The following is a 26482-nucleotide window of genomic DNA, read 5'->3' as shown; positions in this document are numbered from 1 at the left end:
ACTACCTTGTCGACCGCGTCCGTCAGACCGACCAGTCCGGAGCCCGGGGAGCAGTGATGCCGACGACCGCCACCACCGACCGCCCGACCGGCGCCGTGCTCGGGCAGCAGGAGCGCGAGGTGCTCGCCGCCATCGGCTGCGGCCTGGGGGACGGCGAGATCGCCGCCGCCCTCTCCCTCTCCGAGGAGGGCGTGGCCGAACACCTCGCGCGGATCCTCGTGAAGCTCGGGCTGCGCGACCGGGCCGCCGCCATCGTCCACGCCTTCGACTGCGGCCTGGTCGTCCCCGGGTCCGGCCCGCGCACGCGGGCGGTGAGCCCCGCACCGCCGTCGACCGCCTCCGGCCGGACGGCGGGACCGGAGGTACGGATCTCCGTACTCGGACCGCTGCGGGCATGGCATGACGGGCGGCCCCTGAACCTGGGGCACTTGCGCCAGCAAGCCGTACTGGCGGCGCTGGCGCTGTGCGCCGGGCGGACCCTCAGCCGGCAGGAACTGCTCGACGACGTATGGGGGACGGAAGCGCCGGCCGCGAACGTGGTGCCGGTGTACGTCTACCGACTGCGCAAGGCCCTGCGCGCGGGAGACGGTCCGGACGCGGTCATCGAGCACGCCCGACGCGGATACCGGCTCGTGCCGGGCGCGGTCGACGTGGACCTGATCCGCATGGAGCAACTGGTCACCGACAGCGGGGCGGCCCACCGGGCGGGCGAACCGGCCGAAGCGGTGCGCCTGTGTGCCCGGGCCCTGGAGCTCTTCCACGGGGAGCTCCTGGCCGGTTTGCCCGGGCCGCTCGCCGAACTGGAGCGGCTGCGGCTCACCGAGCGCAGGATCGCCATCGTGCAGCGGAAGGTGGAGTGGCAGCTGCGCCTCGGCCAGGACGCGGAAGCGATCGCCGAACTGTTCGCCCTGTCCGCGGCACACCCCCTGAACGAGCCGCTGGCCGCGATGCTGATGAGGGCGCTGTACCGGCACGGCCGACAGGCCGACGCGTTGACCGTGTTCGACCGCACCCGCCGCCGTCTGGCCGGCGACCTGGGGGTTCCTCCGAGCCGGATGCTGCGGCGGACGCGGCAGATGATCCTCCTCGGTGACGAAGCCGGCCTCGGCCTCACCCCCCTTGGCCGGGTGGAGGCGCGTACGTCCTGAGGGGCCGGACGGAAGGTCCTTCCCGGCCGAGGCCGAGGCCGTGCCCGAGCCGTGCCCGAGGGCCGAGGGCCGAGGGCCGACTCCGTGATTACGCGGGGTACCAGGCGCCGTTGTACCACTGCTCGTTGGCGCTGTCGTTGTGGTGATCCATGTTGAAGTCGGCCGGGTAGTTCTTGACGTGGTTGTTCGGGTAGGTCCAGATTCCGGCGGACTCGTCGCAGACGTAGTCCCAGTGGCAGATCGTCTTGACCGGCACGTTGCCGAAGAACCTGTCGGCGCCGGCGAGCGGAGCACCGACGAAACCGCCGAACGGCACGGCTCCGCCGTTGGCGCCGGGAGGGCCCTGGCGCTTGGGGTCCGCGATGAGAACGGCGTTGACGTTGTCGAACGTCTGCCAGTTCTCGGTGACCCAGATGTGCACCACCGCGGCACCCAGGGAATACCCGCCCATCTTGACGTGCTGGTCCGGGCACGCGGCGCGCTGGTCGCGGACCAGGCGGTTCAGCTCGTTGACCCCCGCCCGGGCGCTCGCGCCGTTGGGGATCTGGGTCGGGTATCCGACGTGCTGCTGGATGTTGCCGTAGAAGCCGTCGTTGTTCCACGAGCTGCCCGTGCCACCGACGACGATCGTGTAGGTGCCCTCGCACGAGGCCGCCGCCTGGGCCGTGGGCGCCTGGGCCACCGAAAGCCCGGCCGTCAGCAGAAGTCCGGCTGACGCGGCCGCGATCCGCCTGGTTCGCATTCGATCCTCCCGAAGTAGTCGGCCCGCGCGTCTGCTTTCCGATGCGGTACGCGGTCGGCCGAAGTCACCCGACGACCGTGACAGCGGCCGATGACATCCCGATGAAACCCGCGGGGCCGACGGACAGGGCGGCCTCGAATCCAGGTGGTACCGGCCGATTCCATCGGCATTTCATCGATGACCCCTACTGTCGGCCACCGACGACCGGAGGGTCCGGCGGGGCGTGCGGGCCATGCGGCAGGGCCGGGGCCGGGAGCCCGCCGGATTCCGCGCACTTCGCTGCACCCGCACCGCAACCGCACTGCACTTCGCTGACTTCACTTCACCACGGAAAGGTACACAGTGGCAGGAAACGGCTTGTACCGCGTGCTCACCAGACTGGCCGTCGTGGCCGGTATCTGGGCGTTGGTCATCGGGATGACCCCCTCGGTCTCCATCGCCCGTCCCGGGCCCGGTCCGGATCCGGGCGCCGAACGGTCCGGCGTCTCCCGGTACTTCGCGGGCCCGGAGGGGCTGGCCATTCCGACCGAGCCCTGTGATCCGGCCGGCCCGTCGGCCGCCGACGGCATCATGGCCGACCAGCTCAACCCGCAGTTGCACGCGAAGATGGCCGGCTACCTGAACGCCTACAAGGTGTCCTGCGCGCGGATGGTCACGCAGGCGGTGAAGGACCGGGGGCTCAACCCGAGGGCCGCGGCGATCGCCATCGCCACGATCATCGTGGAAAGCAGCATGAACAACTACTCCCAGGCCGTCGACTACACCAGCCTCGGACTGTTCCAGCAGCAGGACTGGTGGGGCACCCGGGAACAGCGCCTGAACCCGGCCTACGCCACCAACGCCTTCCTCGACGAGATGGAACGCCTGTTCCCGGGCGGAAGGTGGAACGACGAGGCGATCGGTGACGTCTGCTGGAACGTCCAGCGGCCGAGGGAGGACCTGCGCGGCCTGTACGCGGTCGAGGCCGGCGACGCGACCCTCATCGCCAATGCGCTGTGGTCCGGCACCGGCGGCGGCCCCGCCCACCCGTACGCCTCGGGCCGGGTGGTGTCCGGCCGGTCCGCGGACGGGCGGCTGGAGGCTTTCGCCGCCGGCGCCGACGGCGTCTACCACGCGTGGCAGACGGCGGTGAACGGCGCCTGGTCGCCGTGGCGGTTCGCGGGCGGTCCGCGCGATGCGCAGCTGGCGGTGGCGTCCAACGCGGACGGCCGGCTGGAGGTGTTCGCACTGTCGGACAGCACGTTCGATCACATCTGGCAGACCGCGCCCAGCGGGGGTTGGTCCGCCTGGGAGAACTTCGGCACCGGAGGGTACCGGCTGGCGGCGGGCAACAACGCCGACGGCCGTATCGAGGTGTTCGCCTCCAACACCAGCGGTGTGTTCCACCGCTGGCAGACCGCGCCCAGCGGCGGTTGGGCGGCCTGGGAGGGCACCGGCGGCGGCCCGGCCCGTGCGCGGCTCGCCATCGAGAACGCCCCCGATGGGCGGCTCGAGGTGTTCGCGCTGTCGGACGCGACGTTCGAGCACCTCTACCAGACCGGCGCCAACGGCGGTTGGTCCGCCTGGGAGAACTTCGGCGGCGGTGGGCACGCCGTCACCGCCAGCCACAACCAGGACGGCAGGCTCGAGGTGTTCGCCTCCAACGCCCAGGGCGTCTTCCACCGCTGGCAGACCGGCCCGGCCTCCTGGTCGCAGTGGACGGGCACCGGCGGGGTCGCCAACGCCGAGCTGACCACCTCCCGGTCGGTCGACGGCCGCGTCGAGGTGTTCGCGATCAACGCCGACACCGCGAGCCACGCCTGGCAGACCGGCCCGAACGGGTCGTACGCCCCGTGGGAGACCTTCGGTGGCGGCGGCACCGCGATCGGCGCGAGCAACAACGCCGACGGCCGGATCGAGGTGTTCGGCACCAGCCGCGCCGGCGTCCACCACAGGTGGCAGACCGGCTTCACCAGCTGGTCGGAGTGGGGCTGGCTGAACGACTCCGGCCCCGCGATCGGCTGAAGCGAGGCGTGAGCGGCCCCCCTTCACGCCCACGTCCATCCCACTCACCCAGATTTCCCAGAGGAGGAGCGTCTTGTGTTTTCCGGACCGTCCCGACGCGCGTTGAACTGGTTCCTCGCGGCGACAGCCGCCCTCCTGCCGGCGCTGGTGGCCACGACTCCGGCCGCGGCCCGCACCACGGACTCCGCCGCGGCCTGCCCGGCCGCCGGTATGGTCTCCCAGCACTTCCACAGCCGTCACAACGGCGTCGACATCGCCAATGACGTCGGGACGCCGATCTACGCGGTGGGCGACGGTGAGGTGACCATCTCGGGATACATCGGCGACTACGGCCAGTGGATCCGCATCCAGCACCCCGACGGGAGGATCTCCGAGTACGGCCACATGTCCCGCCGGGACGTCTCCGTCGGCGACCACGTCGTGGCCGGCCGGCAGATCGCCCTGATGGGCTCCGAGGGCAACTCCACCGGTCCGCACCTGCACCTGCGGATCTGGGGAGACCGGTCCGCCTCCTACGGCATCGACCCCGAGGCCTACCTCGCGGAGCGCGGCGTGGTGCTGCCCTGTACCCCCGGCAGCGGTCCGCGGCCCGAGCCGCTGGTGTATCCGGCGGAGTCGGGGCGGGTGGTGTCGGCGCGGTCGGCGGACGGGCGGCTCGAGGTGTTCGCCGCCGGTGCCGACGGCGTGCACCACGCCTGGCAGCGGGAGGTGAACGGCAACTGGTCGGGCTGGGAGCCGCTCGGCGGACCGGGCAACGCAGAGCTGGCCATCGCACCGAACGCGGACGGCCGCCTGGAGATGTTCGCCGTCAACGGGAACACCTTCCGGCACCGCTGGCAGCTGTCCCCCTCGGGGGGCTGGTCCGACTGGGAGGACTTCGGCGGCGGCGGCAAGGACACCGCGGCCGGCGTGAACGCCGACGGCCGCATCGAGGTCTACGCCTCCGGACCGGTCGGGCTCTTCCACCGGTACCAAGTGGCCCCGAACGGCGGCTGGTCCGACTGGCGGCCCGCCGACGGCGGCCCCTCGGACAGCCGTATCGAGATGGCGAAGGCACCGGACGGCCGCCTGGAGGTGTTCGCCCTCAACGGTGACACCTTCCAGCACCGCTACCAGACGGCTCCCAACGGCGGGTGGTCCGCGTGGGACACCTTCGGTGGCGGCGGCCGTGACCTGACCACCGACCACAACGCCGACGGCCGCCTGGAGGTCTTCGCCTCCGGTCCGGTGGGCGTGTTCCACAAATATCAGACCGGTCCGGCCAGTTGGTCGGAGTGGGAGCCGACCGGCGGGCCCGCCGATGCCCAGCTCACCAGCGAACGGACCCCCGACGGCCGCGTCGAGGTCTTCGCCGTGAACGGCGCCACCGCCATGCACACCTGGCAGACGGCCGTCAACGGCCCTTACGGCGACTGGGCCGCCTTCGGGACCGGAGGCACCGAAGTCACCGCGGCCGCCAACGCCGACGGCCGGATCGAGGTCTTCGGCACCAGCCGCGCCGGCACCTACCACACGTGGCAGACCGGCTTCGCCACCTGGGCGGACTGGATCTGGGTCAACGACAGCGCCGGACCCGCCCTCGACTGACCCTCCTCCGACCGCCCGCGCATACGACCGCATACGACCCCGTACGACCCGCGGCCGGCCGTGCCCGTACGACACCGCCGGCCGCCCGGTCCCCCTGGAGAGGCCCATGCTCCCGATCAGCAGACGGAACCTGTTACGGGGTGTCGCCGTGGCGGGCACCCTCCCGTTCCTGCCCGCCGGCCGGGCCGCGGCCGCAGCCTCCGAGGACGCCCCGCCCCACGAGTGGGTCGGAGCGGGCCCGATGGCGTACGTCCACGACCCGTCCACACCGGCCGGCCCGCGCTACCTCAACGACCACACGCTGATCAAGGTCCAGGGCCGCTGGCACCTGTTCGGCATCGTCGGGGACAGCGCGCCGCGCGGCGAATCCCCGGACAGCGCGGCGGAGATCTCCTTCGCCCACGCCTCCGCGCCGAGCCTGCACGGGCCGTGGACCGCCCACCCCGACGCCCTCACCGTCGACCCGTCCTACTTCGGCGAGGAACACCTGTGGGCACCGCACGTCATCGAGGCGGGCGGCAGGTTCCTGATGTTCTACGCCGCGGGCGGCGGGAGCGGTGCCGCGATCAACCTCGCCACCTCCACCGACCTGTTCACCTGGACCCGCGAACCGTCCGGCCCGCTGTTCCGGGGGCTCGCGGCGCGTGACCCGATGGTGCTGCGGGTCGGCGGCGAGTGGGTCATGTACTACACCGAACTCTCGGGCGCGGGCGGCCGGCACGTCGTGGCCCACCGGCGTTCCGCCGACCTCCTGCGCTGGAGCGACCCGGGCGTCGCGTTCACCGACGCGAGCACGGACGCGACCGTTTCGGTGACGGAGTCCCCGTACGTCGTCGAACGCAACGGCTGGTACTACCTGTTCATCGGGCCGCGGGGCGGCTACGAGGGCACCGACGTACTGGCGTCCCGCGACCCGTTCCACTTCGACCTCGCCGCATACGCGGGGCACGTGCCCGGTCACGCCGTCGAGGTGGTCGCCGACGGGGAGACGTGGCACGCCGGCTCCGCCGGCTGGTTCCGGCAGGGGCTGTACGTGGCGCCCCTGTCCTGGCGGGACACACCACCGCCGTGGCAGAGCCCGGACCATCCGGTGGCCGGCCTCGACGCCCGCGGCCGCCTCACGGTGTTCGCCCTCGACGCCTCCGACCGCTCGATGCTGCGGCGCGTCCAGACCGACCCGTACACCGACACCTGGACGCGGTGGGAGCCCTTCGGAGGGCCGGCCGGCGCGGCTCCCACGCTCGGCCGCACCACCGACGGCACGCTGGAGGTGTTCTCCCTCGCCCCGGGCGGCGTCAACCTGCACCACCGGGTGCAGCGGCCGGACGGCGGCTGGTACGAGTGGGAGGAGTTCGGCGGCCCGGCCGGCGCCGCCCCCGCCGTGGCCCGCGACGCCGGCGGCCGGCTGGAGGTCTTCGCCCTGAGCCCCGGCGGCGCCTCCGTCGCACGGCGACGGCAGCGTTCGCCCGGATCTCCGGACTGGGACCCGTGGGAGCCCGGCTTCGGCGGGGCCGCGGGCGCGCCACCGGCCGTCGCGGCGAACGCCGACGGCCGGCTGGAGGTGTTCACCCTCGCACCCGGCGGGGCCGCGATCCATCACCGGTGGCAGGAGGCCCCGGGCGGCGCCTGGACCCCCGCATGGCACCGCTTCGGCACCGCGGCCGGCGCCGCACCGCGGGTGGCCGGGGACGGCAGCGGCCGGCTCACCGTCGCCGCGATCGGACCGTCGGGCCTGGGAACCTTCTCCCGGCTCCAGTCCGTGCCGAGCGGCCGCTGGGAAGAGTGGCTGCCGATGTCCGGCTGGAGCGCCGCCGCCCCGGCGTTCGCCGCCAACGCCGACGGCCGGCTGGAGGCGTTCTTCCTGACCCCCGGCGGCGCCCGGCTCGACCACCGCTGGCAGATGGCTCCAGGCGGCGGCTGGGATCCCGGCGGGGAGTTCGGCGAGCCCGGCATCCGGCTCGCGGCGACGCCCGTGGCCGCGCTCGACCCCACCGGGCGGATGCACGTCTTCGCCGTCACCGCCGAGGGCCGGATGAGGACCCGCGTCCAGGCCCGCCCGAGCGGCGGGTGGCGGCCCTGGACGGCCTTCGGTGATCGCGCGGTCGCACCCCTCGTGTCGGGAGCTCCGGCACTCTGAGGCCGGAGGGGGGACCGGAGTCCGGATCTCGCCACCCGAAGGGGCGAAATGGTGGTCCGGCCGCGCTGCGACCCCCCCGAAGCGTCCCCACCCCCTCCGTAGACGGTGAGTTTCCCCACCTTGCCGGGTGCGCGGCGAGGCATCCGCGCCCGGCGCACGCGGGCAGGTCCCCGCCCCGGAGACGGTCCCGGCCGAAGTGGCCGAAGTACGCCGGTGAACTCCCCCGGGAGATGAGTATCGTTCCGCTCGTCCGGCAAGTGCGACGCGTGGAACAGGGGGAACGGTGAGCGGCGTAGTCGTCCATCTGCCGCAGGGAAGTGGTGGCGCCGACGACGGCGAACCGTGCGGTGACCCGGTGACGTTACGGCTCGGCCCCGGCGAGGTCGCCCGCTTCGGACGGGGCTCCACGACGGTCCCCGTCGAGCTGCGCCTCGCCGACGCGGCGATCTCCCGGCTCGCCGGGGAGATCCGCGTGACCGACGACCACTGGCAGTTGACGAACCACAGCACCACCCACAGCTATCTCGTGGAGAACCCGGAGGGAGCGGGGGAGTACCTGAGGGTTCCCCCACGACGGGTCGGGGCGCCCATCCCGTTCGAGTTCTCGCGCGTGGTGCTGCCCACCCGCGGTGACGTCCCCGTCTCCTTCCAGGTGTTCGCGCCCGACCACGTCTACCTGGACCCGGACGCCATGGGCGTCCCCTGGGGGAACCGCACGGTCACCGCGTACTCCCTGGACGAGACGGCCACCTACTTCCTCGTCCTCGTCGCGCTGTGCGAACCGCGCCTGCGCGACCAGTCCCGCGTGGCGGTCCCCACCACTCCGCAGATCGTCGAGCGGCTGAGGTGGCATCGCGCTCACGACGCCCTGACGGCGCGGGCGGTCAGTTCGCACATCGACTACCTCGCCGAGGAGAAGCTGCGCATCGGCGTCCTGGGCACCGGCGAACGCGGCAAGGGCGACCGCCGCAACGGCAAGCGGGAGGAGATCGTCGGGCTCGCGCTGCGTTTCGGGCTCGTACGGGAAGACCACCTCGCGCTGCTGCCGTCCCCGACACGCGCCGGCGGGCGGGAGCGGCAGGCGGGGCGATGACACCGCCTCACGGCCCGGGCCGCACCGCGGAGTGCGACCGCACGGACCTGCTCCCGCCCGGCTACCGGGTGGGAGACTGGGTGGTCACCGAGCTGATCGGGTCCGGAGGCTGGTCCACGGTCTACGCGGCGAGGCCGGCCGACAGGCGCCCGGACCGGACCGGCGGAGCCGCCCCCGAGCGGTCTCCGTGCCCCGCCGACGTCGCGCTGAAGATCATGCCGACCGCCGGACTCGCGCCGCGCCAGGCGCGCCAGACCGTGGAATCCGCCCGCCGCGAGGTCGAACTCGGGCGCAGGGCGGGGCATCCCCGTCTGATCGGGTTCGTGGAGGCCTTCGTTCTCGCCGCACCGGACCGGCCCTCCCTGGACGGGGCGATCGTCCTGGTGATGGAAAGGGCCGCGGGTAGTCTGCGGGAACTCGTCGACGCCGGTGTGCCCGAGGCCGACCGCGGCCGACTGATCGCGGGAATCTGCGAGGGCCTCGCCCATCTCCACCGCTCGGGATGGGTCCACGCCGATCTCAAGCCGGAGAACGTCCTCCTGGGCACGGACCGCTCCGTGAAGCTCTCGGACTTCGGCCTCGCCACCGAGCTGACGGGCACGCACGGGTACGTGCCTCCCCTGGGCACCCTGGACTACCTCCCGCCCGAGCGCTGGAAGGCGCCCCTCGGGGAACTCGGCGTGCAGGTCAGGCCGAGTGCCGACATCTGGGCCCTGGGCATCGTCATCCACGAGGTGTTCGCGTCCGGTGGCTCACCGTTCTCCGGCGCCACACCCGTGGCGCGGGGCGCCGCGGTCCAGGAGTACGGCGCGGGGCGTGCCCCGCTGCGCATGGACCACGCCCTGCCACCGTTCTGGCGCGCGCTGGCCGCCGACTGCCTCGCCCCGACCCACGCCGCCCGCGCCGCGCACACCGCCGAGAGCCTGCTCGCCCGCATCCGCGCCCACCAGGGGACGCGGGGGACCGGGACGGTACGGCTGCGGGGCCGGGCCCGCGCCGCCGTCCTCGCCACCGCGCTCTGCGGGATCGCGGGCGCGACCCTGTACGCGGACGCGGAACGGGTGGGCTCGCCGGCGCCGTCCGGCCGTCCGGACGCGACGGCCGGCGAGATCCGGGTGTTCAACGCGGAGCGTGGCTGCCAGGAACGGGCCGACCGTGACCCGCGGTGCAGTCTGGGCCTGGCTGTCGATCCCCTGAAGCCGTACGACGCGGACAACGTCGTACCGACGCGGGTGTGGCACGGCGACGTCCTCGCCGCCGACTGCCAGTCGGCCGACGGGCAGCCCATCATCGACGAGGAGGGCCTGCGGTCCACCCACTGGTTCCGCGTCCGTCTCCCGCGCGGCTCCGCGCCCCCCACGGCGTGGCTCCCGGCCGTACGCACCAAGGAACGGCCGGCGCTACCGGGGTGCCCGCACCCCACGGCCGTGCGCTGAGGCGGACGGCCACGGCGACCGGCCGCCGACCGCCCGCCGGCCGGGAGGGCCGGCGGGCGGTCGGCTTCGAGGCCGTCAGCCCCGGCCGTCACACGCCTTGCAGTCCCCGCTCCCCTTGCAGCTGTCGCACTTGGCCCCGCTCCAGCCCCGGAAACCGGAGCCCCCGCAGGTCGTGCACTTCCCGTCGCCCTTGCAGCGCTGGCACATGCCGGCCCTCACCCCCGGCCCTTGGCGGGCGTGTACACGTGGGCCTTCTCCCAGCCCGGCGCCTCGTTCAGGACGGCGCCGAAGTACCGGTTCGGCGGGGTCGCCGCGCCGTCGGGCAGGCGGCCGCCGCCCAGGGAGGGGCTGTACTTGCGGAAGATCGCGATGGCCTTGGTCAGGCAGTTGTTGTGGCTGATCTGGTAGCCGTTGGCCTTCATGTTCTCGTACGTGCGCTGCGCCGCCCGCAGGTCACCGCCGGGGGTGTTGGTGCACCGGTAGTGGTCGTAGAAGCCCTTCCGGTGCCCGCTGTCCGGCTTCAGGCTCTTGCGCAGCGCCTCCCACGACCCGCCGGCGATCCAGCTGCCGTTGGGCTTGCCGGGCTCGGTGTACGAGTCGCCCTCGGCGTTCTCGGTCGCGCCCCAGATCCAGTGCCCGGCGTTCTTCGGGTCGCGGACGGCCCAGGCGATGTGCCCGGCCCCGCGCGCCCCCTCCGCGTCCTGGAAGAAGCACACGCGCCCGCCGGCGGCGGCCTGCGCCTGCCCCGCGGGCAGGACGGCGGGGGAGGCCGCGCCGAGCAGGGCGGCGCCGAGCAGCGGGAGCGCGAACGCGGCGCGGCGGCCGCCTGCCCGAGTGAATGATCGGATCATGCCGTTCTTCTCCTCTCCGGGGTGAACCCCGGCCTGAGCGGTGCGTCCGTCGCACCGCCGAGAACGACAATGACGGCGGGTCCGGGGCCGGAGGAGGGGTGGCGGGCGGTCGAATGCTGCACCCCCGGTTTCACCGCTCCGACCTGCGGTTTCAGTGAATCGGTGCAACGTGTGCAGGGGTGTGGTCGTGTTGGGGAGTGCTCGTCCGTCGTTCATCGGGCTGGCCGCGGAGTTCGGCGGGGCACTGGACGCGTGGTCGGCGGCGGTCAAGGAGGCCCTCGCCGCGGAGGGCCGGTACCAGAACTGGCTGGCGCGCAGGCTGGGCACACCCGCGCCGAAGGTGTCGCTGTGGCTGCGGGGACGGGAGCAGATCTGGCTGAGCGGCGCGGGCCTGCCCGGCGCGGCCACCACGCGGGCCATCGTCCGCGAACTCGGCCTGGAAGGCCCGAGGGCGGAGGAGCTGGCCGCCCTCGCGGCCCGCGTCGACGGCCTCCAGCGGCAGTTGGAGGACCTCCACCCCCGGGACTGGCGCAAACGCGCGGTGGAGCACCTCCGCGAAAACACCCCGGACACGCCGTCGCCCGCCCTCCCCGCGTCGGTGCCCGACGAGCCGACCACGCCCCCGCCCGACGGCACCCCCGCGGCCCGCCGACGGCGGCGCCGCACGGCGTCCCGGCTGGCGGCCGCGGCCGCGGCGGGAGTGGCGGCGGCCGCCCTCGTCGCCCACCTCGCCTCCACCCCCACGACCCCCGACACCGCGAAGCCCCCCGCACCCCCGCGGGCGGCGGCGACCACCGCCGCATCCACACCGGCGGCAGCGCTCGAACGACCGGGCCTGGAGAAGGACACCCTCGGCGCCGACAGCCGCTGCGGAGAACCCGTCCCCGGGCCGGAGTCGGTGGTCTGGCGGGTGTGCGCCCGGGTGGACGCGGACCGCGTGGCGTTCGCCGTGAAACTCACCAACCAGGCCGACCGCGCGGCGACGGCCCGCGTCCGGGTCAGGGTGCAGTACGCACGGCAGAAGGCCTTCCACGCGTGCCCGGAGGCACCGAACCCGCAGCCCGTCGACGTCCCCCCGGGCCGCACGGTCATCACCGACCCGGCCCGCTGCTCGCTCCCGCGCGAGCCGGTTCCGTACGCGTACCAGGGAGTCGGCTGGGTGGTCCCGGCGGACGCGAACGCCGGCGCGTACGAACTCTCCCCGACGGCCCACGTCTACCCGGACCGGACCATCTGGAAGCCCGACCTCCTCTGAGCCGGAGCGGCGGGTGCGGAGGGCGTGTGCGTGGGGGCGGCCGGATTGCGCGGGGTGTTCTTGCGGGGCTTCGGGGGGTGTGCCAGCATGCCAGGACGTGATCGTGATCTTGGAGTCGGCTGTGGTGCCCCCGTGAGCGGGCCGCGGCGATCCGCTGACGAGAGGTGCGACGTTGAATTCGTCTGCCGACACGGCACCATCCGCTGGAACGAACCCGGCCGGCCGGCCCGGACGGCCTGAGCCCGCCTTCGTGCCCGGCCAGGTCCCCCGTCCCGGCGGTGCCGATCCGGACGTCGCCGCCGTCGATCCGGTCGTCGAGCGGTTCCACTTCCTCGTGAACGCCCCGGCCCTCTTCAACGCCATCGTCACCGCGCTCGAATGGGACGTCTTCGGCCATCTCTGCGCCCACCCCGGCGCCTCCTTCGAGGAGCTGCGCGCGGCCGTCGGGGTGCCGGCGCACTCCCTGCGGGTCCTGCTCCACGCCGTGTGCACCACCGGCCTGCTGGAGCGGGACCCCGACGGCGGCTACCGCAACGCGCCCGCCGCCGCCGAGCTCCTCGCCCCCGACGGCCCCGACAGCTGGCGCCACATCCTCACCGGCTGGCGGGAGATCTACTACCCCGCCTTCTCCCGCATGAGCGAGGCCCTCGCGGCCGGCACCAACCTCGCGCTCGACGCGCACCCCGGCGACGAGCCGACGCTCTACCGCCGCCTCGCGCACGACCCGGAGCTCGAGGCGGTCTTCCACCGCAGCATGAGCGCCTTCACCCTCAAGAGCCTCGACGCGCTCGTCGAGACCGAGGAGTTCGCCACCGTACGGCACCTGCTCGACATCGGCGGCGGCGACGGCACCACCAGCGCCCGGCTGCTCGCCCGCCACCCCGGCATGCGCTCGACCGTCTTCGACATCCCGTCCGTCGCGCGGCTGGCCGCCGAAGCGAAGTCCGGGGCCGAATCCGGAGCGGAAGCCGGGACCGGAGACCGCATCCGGCTGCACCCCGGCGACCTCTTCACCGACCCCTTCCCGCCCGGCGCGGACGCCGTCCTCTTCAGCCACGTCCTGGAGATCTTCTCCGGCGCGCAGATCACGGAGCTGCTGGCGAAGGCGCACGCCGTCCTCCCCTCCGGCGGACGGGTGTTCGTCTACGGCTACAACGCCTCCGACGACGAGACCCGCGGCTGGTACTCCGCGCGCCTCTCCCTCTACCTCAACGTGCTCGCCAGCGGCCAGGGCATGGCCTACCCGGCCCGCGACTACGAGGACTGGATGCGCCGGGCGGGCTTCGACGCCGTGCGCACGCTCACCGGCTACCCCTACGAACACGGCCTGACCATCGGCACCAAGCCATGAACCGCGACAGGTTCCCCGCCGCCGACCCGGGGGCGCCCGCCACCGGCTCGCCGGTCCGCTTCCTGGTGTGGCTGGCCACCCGCCACCGCGGCAGCCTCGTCCTGGCCACCGTGTTCGGCGTGCTGTGCACCCTCGCGCAGGCGCTGGTGCCGGCGGCCGTCGCCCTCGGCATCGACCGCGGGCTGCTCCAGCGCGACCGGGAGGCGCTGCTGCTGTGGGGCGGGGCGGTCCTCGCCCTCGGCGTCTTCCAGGCCGTCATCGGCATGCTGCGCGACCGGGCGTCGACCACCAACCGGTTCGGCGCCGTGTACGGGACCACCCAGCTCGTCGTCCGCCACGCCGCCGACCTCGGCGCCGACCTGCCCCGGAGGGCCTCCACCGGCTCCGTCGTCAGCGTCAGCGCCTCGGACGTCGGCCACCTCGGCACCGCCCTGGAGGGCACGGCGCGCGGCACCGGAGCCGTCGTCTCCATCCTCTTCGCCGCCGTGTTCATGCTGGTCACGTCCTGGCAGCTGGGACTGGTCGTGCTCGTCGGCGTCCCGCTGACCGCCGTCGCCGTCACCCGGCTGATGCGCGTCCTGCACGGCCGCCAGCAGCGGCTGCGCGAGCAGCAGGGCGCCCTCACCGACCTGTCGGTCGACATCATCGACGGGCTGCGCGTCCTGCGCGGCTTCGGCGGCGAGAAGACCTACGGCCGCCGCTACCGCGAAGGCTCCCAGGCCGTGCGCGCCGAGGGCACCCGGGTCGCGGCCACCGTCGCCGACATCGCCTTCCTGCGCGTCCTGCTGCCCGGCGCGCTGCTCGTCGCCATCGTCTGGCTCGGCGCGCACCAGGTGAGTACCGGCCGCCTCGAACCGGGCCTGCTCGTCGCCTTCTACGGGTACGCCGTCTTCCTCACCGACCAGCTCGGGCAGGTCACCGCCATGCTCGACCAGCTGACCCGCGCCGGCGTCGCGGCCGGCCGCGTCCTGGACTTCCTGCGCCTGGAACGGGAACGGCCCGGCGGCACCCGCCCGCTCGACGACGGCGCGGACGCCCTCCCGCTGCACGACCCCGACTCCGGGCTGACCGTCCCGCCCGGCCGGCTCCTCGCCGTGGTGTGCGGCACGGAAGGGGACGCCCGTACGCTCGCGGAACGGCTCTGCGGCCACACCGGCTCCGCCGTCCTGCTCGGCGACACCCCCCTGTCCGCCCTCCGCACCGACGACGTGCGCCGCCACGCCCTCCTCGCCGACAACGACGCCACCCTCTTCGCCGGGCGGCTCGGGACCGAGCTCGACCCCCGGGACCGCCCCGGCGGCGCCCGCGACGGCCGGCCCGCCGACGGCCTCCTCCGCGCCCTCGACGCGGCCTCCGCCCGTGACGTCGTCGACGCCCTTCCCGACGGCCTCGCCCACGAGAGCACCGGCGGACGCGAGTTCTCCGGCGGGCAGCAGCAGCGGCTGCGCCTGACCCGCGCCCTGCTCGCCGACCCGCGGGTGCTCGTCCTCGTCGAGCCGACGAACGCCCTCGACGCCCACACCGAGGGCCGCGTCGCCCGGAACCTCGGCCCCTACCGCGCCGGCCGCACCACCGTCGTCTTCACCACCAGCCCGATCGTCCTGGACCGCGCCGACTCGGTGGTGTTCGTCAAGGACGGCAAGGCCGTCGCCGAAGGGCCCCACCGGACCCTCCTCGCCGACCCCGACTACCGTGCCGTCGTCACCCGTGAGGTCCTGGCATGACCGCCCCCGCCGACACCGCCCCCGACCCGGGCGCCCCGCCGACCGACCGGCTGCCCGTCGCCTCCGCCCGGGAGGTCCGCGCGCACGCCCGGCGGACCATGCTCAGGCACCGCCGCCCCCTGGCAGGCTCCCTCGCCCTGCACGCGCTGGCCTGCGTCGCCGCGCTGGCCGCACCCCAGCTCCTCGGCCGGATCGTCGAGGACGCCGCGCACGGCACGCTCGCCGTCACCCCGGTCGCCCTCGCGATCTGCGCCGCGGTCGTCCTCCAGGCGGTCCTCACCCGCTTCGCACGGCTGGCCTCGCTGCGGCTCGGGGAGACCGTACTGGCCGAGCTGCGCGAGGAGTTCGTCGACCGGGTGCTGTCCCTGCCCACCCCCGTCGTCGAGCGGGCGGGCACCGGCGAGCTCGTCACCCGGACCACCCGGGACGTCGACGTCCTCGCCCTCACCGTGCAGCGGGCCGTCCCCGACACCCTCGTGGCGGGCACCACCATCGCCCTGACCATCGGCGCCGTCTGCCTCACCGACCCGCTGCTGGTCCTGCCCTGCCTGGTCGCCGTCCCCGTGCTGTGGCTCTCGACCCGCTGGTACCTGCGGCGGGCCCGCGGCGGCTACCTGCGCTCCAACTCCGCGTACGCCCGCCTCACCGACACCCTCGGCGAGACCGTCGCGGGCGCCCCCACGGTGGAGGCGCTCCGGCTCCAGGGGCGGCGCCGCCGCCGCACCGACGCGGACATCGCCGCCTCGTACGCGGCCGAACGGCACACCCTGAACCTGCGCAGCACCTACCTGCCGGTCGCCGACACCGGCTACATCCTGCCGGTGGCCGCCACCCTGGTCATCGGCGGTCTGATGTACATCGAGGGGCTGGTCGGCCTGGCCGCCGTCACCGCCGCCACCCTGTACGTCCAGCAGGTGATCGGGCCCGTCGACACCATGCTGTACTGGATGGACGAACTCCAGGTCGGCGGCGCGTCCATGGCCCGCATCCTCGGCGTCCGCGACGCCGCCGCCCCGGACAAGGTCCCGGACACGACGGCCCCGCGACCCGACGCCCCCCGCGACGGCGCGATCGACCTACAGGGCGTCCACTTCGCCTACCGGGACCGGCAGGAGAGCCTCCGCGGCGTCGACCTGCACGTACGGCCCGGTGAGCGGCTGGCCGTCGTCGGCCCCTCCGGGGCCGGCAAGTCCACCCTCGGCCGCCTCCTCGCCGGGATCGACAGCCCGGGCCGGGGGACCGTCAGCCTGGGCGGCGTGCCCCTGACGGAGCTGCCGCCGGAGGAACTGCGCCGCGGCGTCATCCTCGTCACCCAGGAGTACCACGTCTTCCGCGGGACCCTGGCCGACAACCTGCTCGTCGCCCGCCCCGACGCGACCCCCGCGGACCTGGAGCGCGCCCTGCGGGCCGTCGCCGCCTGGGAGTGGGCGTCGGCGCTGGGCCTGGACCACGAGGTCGGCTCCGGCGCGGCCGAACTGCCCCCGGCCCGCGCCCAGCAGCTGGCCCTGGCCCGCCTGCTGCTGCTCGACCCGCCGGTGGTCGTCTTCGACGAGGCGACCGCCCTGCTCGACCCGCACACCGCGCACACGGTGGAACGGGCCCTGGCCGGGCTGCTCGGCGGCACGGTCGTCTCCATCGCCCACCGGCTGCACACCGCCCACGACGCCGACCGCGTGGTGGTGATGGAGGACGGCCGGATCACCGAGACGGGCACCCACGACGAACTGGTGGCCCGCGGCGGGGCGTACGCCCGCCTGTGGAGGTCCTGGCACGGCTGAGGCGGCACGGCGCCGACGGGTACGGTCCCCTCACCAGGCCACGGGCAGCCGGTGCACCCCGTAGAAGCCCATGTCCTCCCCCAGCGGCACCTCCGACGGCGGCACGGCCAGCTTCAGCCCGGGGAAGCGCGCGAACAGCGCGGGGAACGCGATCCGCATCTCCGTGCGGGCCAGGTGCTGGCCGATGCACTGGTGCGCCCCGTGGCCGAAGGCGAGGTGGCCGGAGGCCGGGCGGGCGAGGTCGAGGCGGTCGGGGTCGGCGAAGCGCGCCGGGTCGCGGTTCGCGGCGGACAGCGAGACCGTGACGGACTCCCCGGCGCGCAGGGTGTGTCCCTCCAGGACGACGTCCTCCAGCGGGGAGCGGGGCACCCCGAAGTGGAAGATGGTCAGGTACCGCAGCAGCTCCTCCACCGCGTTCCCGGCCAGGGACGGATCGTCCGCCAGCCGGGCCGCCTCGCCCGGGTGGGACAGCAGCGCGAACGTGCCGAGCCCGAGGGAGCCGGCGGTCGTCTCGTGCCCCGCCGACAGCAGGAGGGCGCCCACACCGGCGACTTCCGCGGTGGACAGCTCGCCCCCGGCGGCGAGCGCGCTCAGCAGGTCGTCGTCCGGCGCCCTGCGCCGGTGCCCGGCCAACTCGGTGAGGAACACGTCGAGTTCGCCCATCGCCGCCGCGGCCTCGGCGGCGGTCGCGTCGATCCGGAACAGGGTGGCGCTGTTGCGCTGGAAGGAGGCGCGCTCACCGTACGGCACGCCCAGCAGCTCGCAGATCACCAGGGAGGGGACGGGCAGCGCGAAGGCTTCGACGAGGTCGGCCCGGCCGCCGAGGGCGGCCATCGCCTCCAGGCGCTCGCCGACGATCCGCTCGATCCGGGGCGCCAGGGCCCGCGTACGGCGGGCGGTGAACCAGCCCATCAGCTGCCCGCGCAGCCGCGTGTGGTGGGGTGCGTCCATGTCGACGAGCCAGCCCGGCAGGGCGGGGCTGCCGTAGAACGGGTCCGTCCCCGGCCGGGCCACCGGCACCCGCTTGAGCTCCGAGCGCGCGCTGAAACGGGGGTCGGCGAGCACCCGGCGCGCCGCCTGGTGACCGGTGACGAGCCATCCGAGGTGGCCGTCGGGGTAGCGCAGGCGGCTGACCGGGCCGCGGGCGCGCAGCGCCGCGAGCTCCGGCGGCGGGTCGAACGGGCGGTCCCGGTCGCGGGCGGTGGGGTGGACGGGGACGCCCCGGCCCCCGCTCACGTCCCGCCCCCCGGCCTCGTGCCCGCCCCGGCCCGTGGCCGGGCGTGCTCCCTGAGGAAGGCCCCGAGCCGCCGCACGCCCTCGTCGATCTCCTCCGGATCCAGGTAGCTGCACGACAGCCGCAGCGTACGGGTGCCCCCGCCGCCCGGGTGGAAGGGGGCCATCGGCGTCCACAGCACCCCGTACCCGGCCGCGGACGCCTCCAGCAGCCCGGCGTCCGCCGGCACGGGCAGCCGCATCCGTACGAAGAACCCGCCGTCGGGCCGGTTCCACTCCACCCCCTCCGGCAGCCCGGCCGCGCCCTCGCGGTCCAGCGCCCGCAGCAGGTGGGCCAGGTTGCGCCGGTACAGCACGGACCTGGTCCGGCTCAGTTCGGCGAGCGAGCCGCCGTGCTCCAGCAGCATCCCGGCGATCAGCGCCTGGCACACCGGCGAGGTGTTGACCGTGACGGCGGTCTTCAGCCGCGCCAGCTCCGCGGCGAGCGGGACGGCCGCGGCCCCGCCGGCGGTGGACACGGGCTGGTCGGCGACGACGTAGCCGACGCGCGCCCCGGGGAAGCACACCTTCGCGAACGTCCCGATGTGCACGACCCGCCGCCCGCCGTCCAGGGCCTTCAGGGCGGGCAGTTCGGTGCCCGGGGGAGCGGTGAACCCGTACGCGTTGTCCTCCAGGACGAGGAAGTCCTCCCGCTCGGCCAGCTCCAGCAGCCGCGGCCGCCGCCCGGCCGCCATGCGGGTGCCGCCGGGGTTGGCGTAGTCGGGGGCGACGTAGCAGGCGCGGATGCGGCGGCCGGAGCGGCGGGCCGCCCGGCACGCCCCGGCCAGTGCGTCGAGGTCGAGGCCGTCGGCGTCCTCGGGAACGGGGACCACCCCGGCGCCGAGCAGGCTGGCGGCGCTGGTGATGCCCACGAAGCACGGATCGGAGACGGCCAGCAGGTCCTCCGGCGAGCCGATCAGGGCGCGCAGCACGAGGAACATCGCCTCCTGCGCCCCCACGGTGATCACCAGCGCGTCCGGGTCGGCGTCGATGCCCTGGTCGCGGCGGAGGGCGTCGGCGACGATCCCGTTGATCAGGCCGCGGGCCGGCCCGTACTCGTACAGCAGCCGGGCCGCCCGGTCCGGCCCGAGGCCCGTCGCGGCCGCGTGGGCGGTGAAGCGGTCCAGGTAGCGGGCGGTGTCCAGGCCCTCGTACGGGGCCGGGTGCGGGGCGCCGGGGGCGAAGGAGAGGGCGTCCGGGTAGCGGCCCATGATCTCGTTGAGGAAGCCGATCGACTCCAGCACCGGGTCCTGGAGCGAGGCGTGCAGCGCCTCGCGGGCGAGGAGGGTCATGCCGGGGCCCGTCCGGAACGCGCCGAGTGCCGCTCGGTCTTGGCCACCACGTCGGGGCTGTGGATGCGGCGGGCCTGGACGACCGCGAACTCCGCCAGGTAGCCGCGCAGCAGCTCCAGGGGCTCCTCGGCCAGCGTCAGCATGGCCCGGTTGGCGGCCACGGCCGGTCCGGCCAGCTCGCGTACGGCGCGCTCGGCGGCCGCGTCGAGCGCGGCGGCGGGCAGCACCTCGTCGACCAGCAGGGCGGCCGCCGGGTCGGAGGTGCGGACGCGGCGGCCCGAGAGGATGATCTGCCGGGCCGTGCGGGCGCCGGTGAGCCGGGTGAGCCGCAGGTTGCCGAGGCCCGGGACGATGCCCTCGTCGGCGGCCGGCAGGCTCAGGAAGGCGCCCTCCTCGGCGATGACGCGGTCCAGGACGAGGAGGAGCTGCATGCCGCCGCCGATGGCGAACGCGTCGACGACGCCCACCCAGGGTTTGCCGGCCGTGGCGCCGCCGGCGGCGACCGGGCCCTCGCGCAGCAGGCCGCGGGCCAGCTTGTTGACGTAGCCGAGCTCCCGGCCGAGGAGGAACTCCACGAAGGAGATCCGGCCCGCGTGCAGCTCCTTGAGGTTGATGCCGGCGCTGAAGATCCGCCTCCCGGCGTGGCGCGGGTGGGTGACGGGCCCGCCGCGCAGGACGCCGACGCGGATCCGGTCGTCGAGGAGGGCCACGTCGACGGCGGTTTCCAGGCCGGCGATGAGCCGGTTGTCCTCGGCGTTGAGGCAGTGGCCGTTGCGGAAGGTGACGTGGGCCGCCTCGCCGCGGCGTTCGAGCAGCACGGCGGGCAGCTCCAGCCGGTCCGTGCGCCGGAACTCCGCGAGGCGGGCCGCCGAGCCCGGCGCGGGCCGCAGCATGCTCTCGATCAGGTGCGTGCCCGCGGCGGGGGAGCGCAGCAGGGCCCCGAAGAAGATGCCCTGGTCGATCTCGCGGCCTTCCTTGTGCGCCTGGAGGCGGCCGCGCTCCTCGGCGAGTTGCGCGGCGTCCGGTACGAGCCCGGGGAAGCGTACGGCGGCCTCCGCGGCCAGCTCGGGCAGCCGGGGCCGCCGCGTCCGCCCGGCGGTGAGCTCGTCGTAGACGGCGTCGGCGTGGCGGGCGAGGAAGGCGTGCCGGGCCGCCCGGCAGTCCTCGTGGAGGCCCTCCGCCCGCTCGGCCTCGGCGGTGGTGCGCTCGGGGCGGGACGGCAGGAGGGCGAGCCTCCGCTCGGCGTCGGCGGCGTGCCCGGCGAGCAGCTTGGCGTCGACGGCGAGGTCACCGCGGAAGCCGGGGTCTCCGCCCGAGGGGCCGGGGTCTCCGCCCGAGACGGCGGGGTCTCCCGAGACGGCCGGGTCGGCGGAGGCGGCCGGGTCGGCGGAGGCGGGGCCGGCGGCCGGGATGCCCGGCTCCCGGCGCCCCGCCCCGTCACTCACCCGCCCCTCCCGCCGTGTCGCCCGGCTCCTCGGCAGCCGCCGCGGACGCGGCCAGGCGCCGCAGTTCCCGGTCGCAGGCGGCGAGATGGGGGCCCAGCGCCTCGTCGAACTCCAGGCTCTGCGCCTCCAGCAGCAGCTGCCGGCGGATCGCGAGCTCCCGGTCGGAGATCCGGCCCATCAGCACGGCCGCCGTGTGCGCGGCCTCCTCGGTGTCGTCCGCGAGCTGGTCGATCAGGCCGAGGTCACGGGCCCGTACGGCGTCGATGTCGTCGCCCCACAGCACGATCTGCCGGGCGCGGGCCGCCCCGAGCTGCCGGGATATCCGGTGCACGGCCATTCCGGGCCAGAAGTGCCCGTCGTTGACCGGCGCGAGGAGCCGCAGGTCCGGGGACCCGATCCGGTAGTCGCTGACCAGCAGCAGGTCGAGGGCGGGACCGCCGCAGGCCCCGGAGGCGACGGCGATGCTCAGCGCGGGCAGCCGCTCCAGCCTCCGCACGGCCCGCTCCCAGCGGTTGATCTGCTGGATGTCCACCTGCCCCGGCCAGGCCCGCGCCCCGGCGGGCGCGTCCGGCAGCCGCAGGAGGACCACCGAGCCGTCGGACCGCGCCTCGGCCCGGTCGCAGGCACCGGTGACCGCGGCGGTCAGCTCGGGCAGCGGCTGCCGGGCGTCCAGCTCCACGGTGGTGCACAGCCCGTCCGCGGGGCCGTCGGGCACGGTCCTCCCCGTGCCGTCCGCCGGTTCGCCCTCCGCGGGCGGCGGCAGCGTGTCGTGCGTCCGCATCGCAGTTCCCTTCGTCGTCGCGCCGCCGCCCGCCGTGCGGCCCGGGATGCGGGTCACCACCGCGCCAGCGCCATCTCGATCGTCGAGCCGGGCCCCATCGTCATCAGCACGCCCAGGTCACCCGGCCGGACCGAACCTTCGGACGCCAGGCGCTGGTAGGAGAAGAGGAAGGAGCCGCTCGACAGGTTTCCGTGGTCGCGCAGCACGCCGGTGGTGTGCCGTACGTCGTGCCGGGTCAGCCCGAGGTTGACCCGGACGGAGTCCACGACCTTCTTGCCCCCGGAGTGCACCACCCAGTGGCCGATGTCCGAGGCCAGCAGCCCCGTGCCGTGCAGCAGCCGCCCCAGCGCCTCCTCGGCGTGCGCGCCGACGACGTACGGGATCTGCGGGTCCAGCCAGAAGCTGAACCTGCCGTGCCCCTCGTCCCAGTCGTAGCGCATGGCGTCGACGGCGTCGGGGATGATCCGGCTGGAGAACCGCAGCAGGGCCGGTGACGGCACCCCGCCCGGATCCGCACCGCCGCCGCCCCCGGGCGCGGTGACGGCGACGGCCGCCGCGCCGTCCCCGAAGAGGCTGTTGACGACGGAGGAGCGCATCGTGCCGTCGAAGACGTACGCCGCCGAGCACACCTCCACGCACACCAGCAGCGCCAGCTCCCCGGGGTGCGCGCGGGCCCAGCCGGTGACCGCGCCCAGGGCGTTGAGCCCGGCGTTGCAGCCCATGCCGACGACGTCGAGGCGCGAGCAGCCGACGTCGATGCCCATCTCCTTGATGAGCAGGGCGGAGAACCCGGGCGTCAGGAAGCCGGTCGACGTCACGCAGCACAGGTGGCGCACGTCCGACAGCCGCGCCCCGGTGTCGGCGAGGCAGTTCTCGATCGCCCGCCGCCCCAGCAGCAGCCCCTGCTCGGTGTGCTTGCGCAGGAGCTCGCCCTGCGACTCCACCGCCCGCGAACCGTCCGGGCCGGCGGCGGGCAGCGTCAGGCCGCGCCGCTCGATGGCGCTGTTCAGGAAGAGCGAGCGGACCCGGGGATCGGTGACGGCCAGCAGGTCGAGCAGCTCGCGCTGGCTGTAGCTGGTGTCGGGGACGGCGGTGCCGACCCCGGCGAGCCGGGCGGCGCACCCCGTGTCCGGCAGGCTCATCCGAGGTAGTCCTCCAACCCGCCTTCGCGCACCGTGTCCAGCGTGAAGCAGTGGAAGCCCCCGCCGAACAGCCGCCGGTGCCGGTGCCGGACCGGGACCGCCGTGAAACCGTGCTTCTCCAGGGTCCGCGCCAGCTCCGGGCACGCCTCGTTGACCAGCACGGTGTCCGGGCCGGCGGACAGCACGTTGAGGTCGATGAACGGGCTGGTCAGCACCAGGTCCTCGTCCTCGTAACGGGGGAAGTTGTCGCTCTCCGGAGCGGGCGCGACGATCCGGTCCCACTTCCGCAGCGCCTCGGGCAGCTTCTCGGCGACGGCCTCCGAGCGCACGAGCAGGGTGCCGGGCCGCAGCGCCAGGACCATGCTGTCGATGTGGCTGTCGCTGAGCCGGTGCACGCGGTGGATCCGGAACCGGCCGCCGACGTGCCGCTCCAGCCAGTCGCAGGCCAGCGCGTGGTGCGCGGTGGAGACGTTGACGACGAGGTCGCGGCCGAGCCGCAGCACCTGCGCCCCGTCGAACATCATCTCGATGCCGACGTCGTAGGGGGAGGGGCTCGGGGTGCCGATGGGCTCGGTCGGGCCGCCGATCGTGCTCTCGCGGGCGTAGTCGAGGTCGAACGACGCGTCCGTCATCAGGGGCCGCGGCATCACCGTCCAGCGGGCGCCCCGCGCGAAGTACCGCTGGAACACCGGGGTGAGGAACTGGGTCTCGAAGTACCGGGAGCGGATCATCGGCGGCGTCTCGATGATCTCGTCGCCGAGGATCAGCGTGTTGTCGCGGATGTTCAGCGGCGGGACGACGGAGGCGGACCAGGCCGGGGTGCGCACCTCGCTGGTTCCGGGGTCGAGGTCCATCGGCCGGAGCACGGTGACCCCGAGGCCCCTCAGGGCCGCCGCCATGCCCTCCAGGTCCTCGACCAGTTCGTCCACGTAGCGCTGCTTGATGGGCACCCGCCCCCGGCGGGCCCCGTCCGGTCCGGTGTTCCCGTCCGCCCCGCCGACGGTGAGCCGCGGGTAGTACCACTCGGAGCGCGTGGAGTTGTCGCCGGCGATGTTGTCGTGGAAGAAGAGGTCGAAGGACAGCTCCCGCTCGTGGGAGGTGTAGTGGGCCGCCGAGCCGAGGACCACCTCCTTGAGCGGGGACCATTCGTCGAAGCTGTTCAGCGTCATCGTGAGCTCCCTTGCTCGCTTGAAGTGCCCGTCCCCGCCGCACGCCCGGGCAGCGCGGGCAGCCCGGACCGGAGCGGCAGCGCCAGGGAGAGGTACTTGCCGTCCTCCTCCAGGCAGATCCCGTGCGCGACGCAGGAGGCCAGGAACTCCTCGACCTCCGCCCGCTCCACGGCCCTGCCGTCCGGCCGCGTACCGCCGCCCAGCTCCCGGTGGACGCGGGCGGCACCGCGCGGGGCGTCGCCGCACAGCTCGTACGCCTGCGCCCGCCACCCGGCGAGGGTCGTCTTGCGGCGCCGGCCGCCCCGTGTGTCGAACAGGGTCAGCCAGTCGGGCCCGCGCCGGTACGTGAGGGCGGGCCGGTCGGCCGAGGCCCATTCCCGCCCCCACGCCTCCACGGCCTTGGCCAGCTCGGCGACGGCGTCCGGGGAGGCGGTGTCCGGCGCCCGGTAGTCGAAGAAGTACGCGATGCGGCTGTGGTCCAGCCCGGGGACCGGGAACGCCAGCCGGTAGGCGCTCTTCGGCGTGATCTCGCCCATCCCGAAGGAGGGGTCGGTGAAGTAGGGGCTGAACCGCTCCAGCCAGATCCGCCCGACGCCGGCGGGCGGCTCCAGATGGGTCAGCAGCGGTACGAGGGCGGCCTGGCCGGTGTAGTCCTCGTCCGTCTCGCCGGGGAAGCCGGCGAGGAGGTTCCAGTCGACGCGGACGCCGTAGTAGTGCGCCCACTTGAGCAGCCGGATGTTGAGGAGCCGCGAGGAGCCCTTCCGCATCAGCCCGAGGACGTGCGTGCTGAGGCTCTCCAGACCCGGCTGGATCTTCCACACCCCGGCCTCGGCCAGCAGGCGCACCTGGTCCCGGGTCAGGTTCGCCTTCACCTCGAAGAACAGGGCGGTGTCCCACGGGGCCCCGCGCAGCCCGGAGCAGAAGGTGTCGAGGTAGGCCATGTCGAGGATGTTGTCGACGGCGTCGACCGCGAGGACCCGGTGCCGGCGCATCAGCTCCTCCAGCTCGGCCAGCGCCCGCGCCGGGGACTTGGCCCGGTACTGCATGCCCAGCGCGTTGAGCCCGCAGAAGGTGCAGTGGTGCTTCGCCCCCCACCAGCAGCCGCGGGAGAACTCCACCAGCAGCCGCTGCGTGTTCCGGCCGATCACCCGGTCCCGGCCGAGGGCCTCCAGGGCCGTGAAGTAGTCGTCGTAGTCCGGTACGGGCAGCTGGTCCATCTCCCGGGTGCGGACGCCGGGGGAGGGGGTGGTCACCCGGCCGTCGGAGGTGCGGCCGCAGACGCCCGGAAGGGCGGTCGGGTCGCCGCCGCGCGCGACGGCCGCCGCCAGCCGGGGGAGCGTCACATCGCCCTCGCCGACGACCACGTAGTCGATGAAGCCGAAATTCCTCAGGTACTCGGGCCCCATGTCGCCGTCGTAGTTCGCACCGCCGAATACGATGATCAGATCGGGGTGGGCTTCCTTCAGGCGGCGCGCGAGCGCCAGCGCGGCGACGTTCTGGATGAAAGTCGATGTGAATCCGACGACGTCGAGTTCCGACCAGATGTCGCGGGCGGCGAGTTCGTCCAGCCACGCCGGGAGACGGCGGCCGCGCAAGTCGGCCACGGCGTCCCAGTCCACTCCCGCTTCGGCGCACATTTCGGCCACTTCGGGGAATTGCAGCCGGTAATCCTCCACGTCCTCGGTCACCCCGAACGCCGCCGTCCCGAAGAGCCACTCACCGAAGAGGTGGACCCGTTCGGAAGGGGCCTCGGTGATGATCTCGTACAGGTCCTTTCCCAGCTCGGCGGCCAGTTCCAGATTCGGGTAGACGCTCCGCGCGTCGTGGCCGAAGGAGCGGAGCGCGGCCTGGAGCAGCCCGCACTGGATGGAAGGGGTGTCGGTGCGCGCCCACGGCATGTTCACCAGCCCGATCCGCAGCGGTCTCGCCGGGACGCAGTCCGGCGGAAACAGGGGCTCGCCGATCAGTTTCAACTCACCGCGGCCTGACACGATTCCTCCGTACGTCCGCTCCGGCAGGCCGGACCCCTCCCCGGCAGGCGGGGAAGGACCCGGGTCACGCACTGGTCGGTCCGCCGGCTCAGCTTCAGTCCTTGACGTTGCTGGCCGAAACGACGCCTACGTCCTTCACGTTGCTGTCCGAGACGATCTCCGCGACATCCGCGTCCTCGATCTCGGTCCAGAGGATTTCACGCTCCATGGTTCACCTCCTTCCTCATATCCGGACATGAGATTCCGTCGGTGAACGGTCAACGATCGTACGAACCCCTCCAGCG

General features: G+C 74.2%; 20 protein-coding genes. 10 read left to right on the top strand and 10 right to left on the bottom strand.

The genetic code is table 11. The annotated features are described in order from the left end of the window. Window positions 1–56: 56 nt before the first annotated feature. Window positions 57–1148, top strand: a complete 1092-nt coding sequence (locus ACZ51S_RS05480) for an AfsR/SARP family transcriptional regulator (protein WP_468802598.1) — start codon at window positions 57–59, stop codon at window positions 1146–1148. An 88-nt stretch (window positions 1149–1236) separates the two neighbouring features. Here ACZ51S_RS05480 and ACZ51S_RS05475 read toward each other — a convergent pair whose 3' ends face one another. Next, the gene (locus ACZ51S_RS05475) at window positions 1237–1890 is read right to left on the bottom strand and encodes a cutinase family protein (RefSeq protein WP_468474771.1); all 654 of its coding nucleotides are present in this window, start codon (window positions 1888–1890) and stop codon (window positions 1237–1239) included. A 342-nt stretch (window positions 1891–2232) separates the two neighbouring features. Here ACZ51S_RS05475 and ACZ51S_RS05470 point away from each other — a divergent pair, with 342 nt between their 5' ends. From ACZ51S_RS05470 to ACZ51S_RS05450, 5 genes are all read left to right on the top strand, one after another. After that, window positions 2233–3894: a PLL family lectin gene (locus ACZ51S_RS05470; protein WP_468802597.1), complete on the top strand. Its 1662-nt coding sequence runs from the start codon at window positions 2233–2235 to the stop codon at window positions 3892–3894. Between the two features lie 75 nt (window positions 3895–3969). After that, window positions 3970–5481 (top strand): DUF8189 domain-containing protein, encoded by a 1512-nt coding sequence (locus tag ACZ51S_RS05465; protein ID WP_468474773.1) that lies wholly within the window; start codon window positions 3970–3972, stop codon window positions 5479–5481. A gap of 106 nt (window positions 5482–5587) precedes the next feature. Continuing rightward, complete coding sequence (locus ACZ51S_RS05460) at window positions 5588–7618, top strand: DUF8189 domain-containing protein (protein ID WP_468802596.1); 2031 nt, start codon at window positions 5588–5590, stop codon at window positions 7616–7618. Between the two features lie 283 nt (window positions 7619–7901). Then, the gene (locus ACZ51S_RS05455) at window positions 7902–8711 is read left to right on the top strand and encodes a serine/threonine protein kinase (RefSeq protein WP_468802595.1); all 810 of its coding nucleotides are present in this window, start codon (window positions 7902–7904) and stop codon (window positions 8709–8711) included. Then, window positions 8708–10147 carry a serine/threonine-protein kinase gene (locus tag ACZ51S_RS05450; protein ID WP_468802594.1) on the top strand — a complete coding sequence of 480 codons (1440 nt, stop codon included), beginning with the start codon at window positions 8708–8710 and terminating at the stop codon, window positions 10145–10147. Before ACZ51S_RS05455 ends, ACZ51S_RS05450 begins: the two co-directional genes overlap by 4 nt. A 215-nt stretch (window positions 10148–10362) precedes the next feature. Here ACZ51S_RS05450 and ACZ51S_RS05445 read toward each other — a convergent pair whose 3' ends face one another. Then, entirely contained in the window at window positions 10363–10998 is a 636-nt protein-coding gene (locus ACZ51S_RS05445) for a Tat pathway signal protein (RefSeq protein ID WP_468802593.1), read from the bottom strand. 187 nt (window positions 10999–11185) lie between these two features. Here ACZ51S_RS05445 and ACZ51S_RS05440 point away from each other — a divergent pair, with 187 nt between their 5' ends. From ACZ51S_RS05440 to ACZ51S_RS05425, 4 genes are all read left to right on the top strand, one after another. After that, entirely contained in the window at window positions 11186–12253 is a 1068-nt protein-coding gene (locus ACZ51S_RS05440; protein WP_468802592.1) for a hypothetical protein, read from the top strand. Between the two features lie 250 nt (window positions 12254–12503). Beyond that, a complete protein-coding gene (locus ACZ51S_RS05435; RefSeq protein ID WP_468802591.1) occupies window positions 12504–13604 on the top strand; it encodes a methyltransferase in 1101 nt (366 codons plus the stop codon). Continuing rightward, a complete protein-coding gene (locus ACZ51S_RS05430; RefSeq protein WP_468802590.1) occupies window positions 13601–15328 on the top strand; it encodes an ABC transporter ATP-binding protein in 1728 nt (575 codons plus the stop codon). The genes ACZ51S_RS05435 and ACZ51S_RS05430 overlap by 4 nt, the downstream gene beginning before the upstream one ends. Next, window positions 15325–17106 carry an ABC transporter ATP-binding protein gene (locus tag ACZ51S_RS05425; RefSeq protein WP_468474781.1) on the top strand — a complete coding sequence of 594 codons (1782 nt, stop codon included), beginning with the start codon at window positions 15325–15327 and terminating at the stop codon, window positions 17104–17106. Before ACZ51S_RS05430 ends, ACZ51S_RS05425 begins: the two co-directional genes overlap by 4 nt. 30 nt (window positions 17107–17136) lie before the next feature. Here the strand turns inward: ACZ51S_RS05425 and ACZ51S_RS05420 are convergent, their stop codons facing one another. The 8 genes from ACZ51S_RS05420 to ACZ51S_RS05385 all read right to left on the bottom strand — a co-directional run bounded on the left by ACZ51S_RS05420 (window position 17137) and on the right by ACZ51S_RS05385 (window position 26406). Then, window positions 17137–18342, bottom strand: a complete 1206-nt coding sequence (locus ACZ51S_RS05420) for a cytochrome P450 (RefSeq protein ID WP_468959814.1) — start codon at window positions 18340–18342, stop codon at window positions 17137–17139. Further along, a complete protein-coding gene (locus ACZ51S_RS05415; RefSeq protein WP_468959811.1) occupies window positions 18339–19670 on the bottom strand; it encodes an aminotransferase-like domain-containing protein in 1332 nt (443 codons plus the stop codon). The genes ACZ51S_RS05420 and ACZ51S_RS05415 overlap by 4 nt, the downstream gene beginning before the upstream one ends. Next, window positions 19667–20893 carry a (3,5-dihydroxyphenyl)acetyl-CoA 1,2-dioxygenase DpgC gene (dpgC, locus tag ACZ51S_RS05410; RefSeq protein ID WP_468960190.1) on the bottom strand — a complete coding sequence of 409 codons (1227 nt, stop codon included), beginning with the start codon at window positions 20891–20893 and terminating at the stop codon, window positions 19667–19669. Before dpgC ends, ACZ51S_RS05415 begins: the two co-directional genes overlap by 4 nt. 214 nt (window positions 20894–21107) lie before the next feature. Beyond that, complete coding sequence (gene dpgB / locus ACZ51S_RS05405; protein ID WP_468474784.1) at window positions 21108–21896, bottom strand: enoyl-CoA-hydratase DpgB; 789 nt, start codon at window positions 21894–21896, stop codon at window positions 21108–21110. Window positions 21897–21949: 53 nt separating this feature from the next. Then, a complete protein-coding gene (gene dpgA / locus ACZ51S_RS05400) occupies window positions 21950–23038 on the bottom strand; it encodes a 3,5-dihydroxyphenylacetyl-CoA synthase DpgA (RefSeq protein WP_468474785.1) in 1089 nt (362 codons plus the stop codon). Then, window positions 23035–24207 (bottom strand): glycine amidinotransferase, encoded by a 1173-nt coding sequence (locus tag ACZ51S_RS05395; RefSeq protein WP_468802587.1) that lies wholly within the window; start codon window positions 24205–24207, stop codon window positions 23035–23037. Before ACZ51S_RS05395 ends, dpgA begins: the two co-directional genes overlap by 4 nt. After that, a complete protein-coding gene (locus ACZ51S_RS05390) occupies window positions 24204–26198 on the bottom strand; it encodes a RiPP maturation radical SAM C-methyltransferase (protein ID WP_468959808.1) in 1995 nt (664 codons plus the stop codon). Before ACZ51S_RS05390 ends, ACZ51S_RS05395 begins: the two co-directional genes overlap by 4 nt. 94 nt (window positions 26199–26292) lie before the next feature. After that, entirely contained in the window at window positions 26293–26406 is a 114-nt protein-coding gene (locus tag ACZ51S_RS05385) for a pheganomycin family RiPP precursor (protein ID WP_388931947.1), read from the bottom strand. Window positions 26407–26482 lie beyond the last annotated feature (76 nt).

The organism is Streptomyces sp. NPDC034043 (assembly GCF_055575675.1).
Note: the sequence above shows the minus strand (reverse complement) of the source record. Positions and strands in the feature narration are given on the sequence as shown.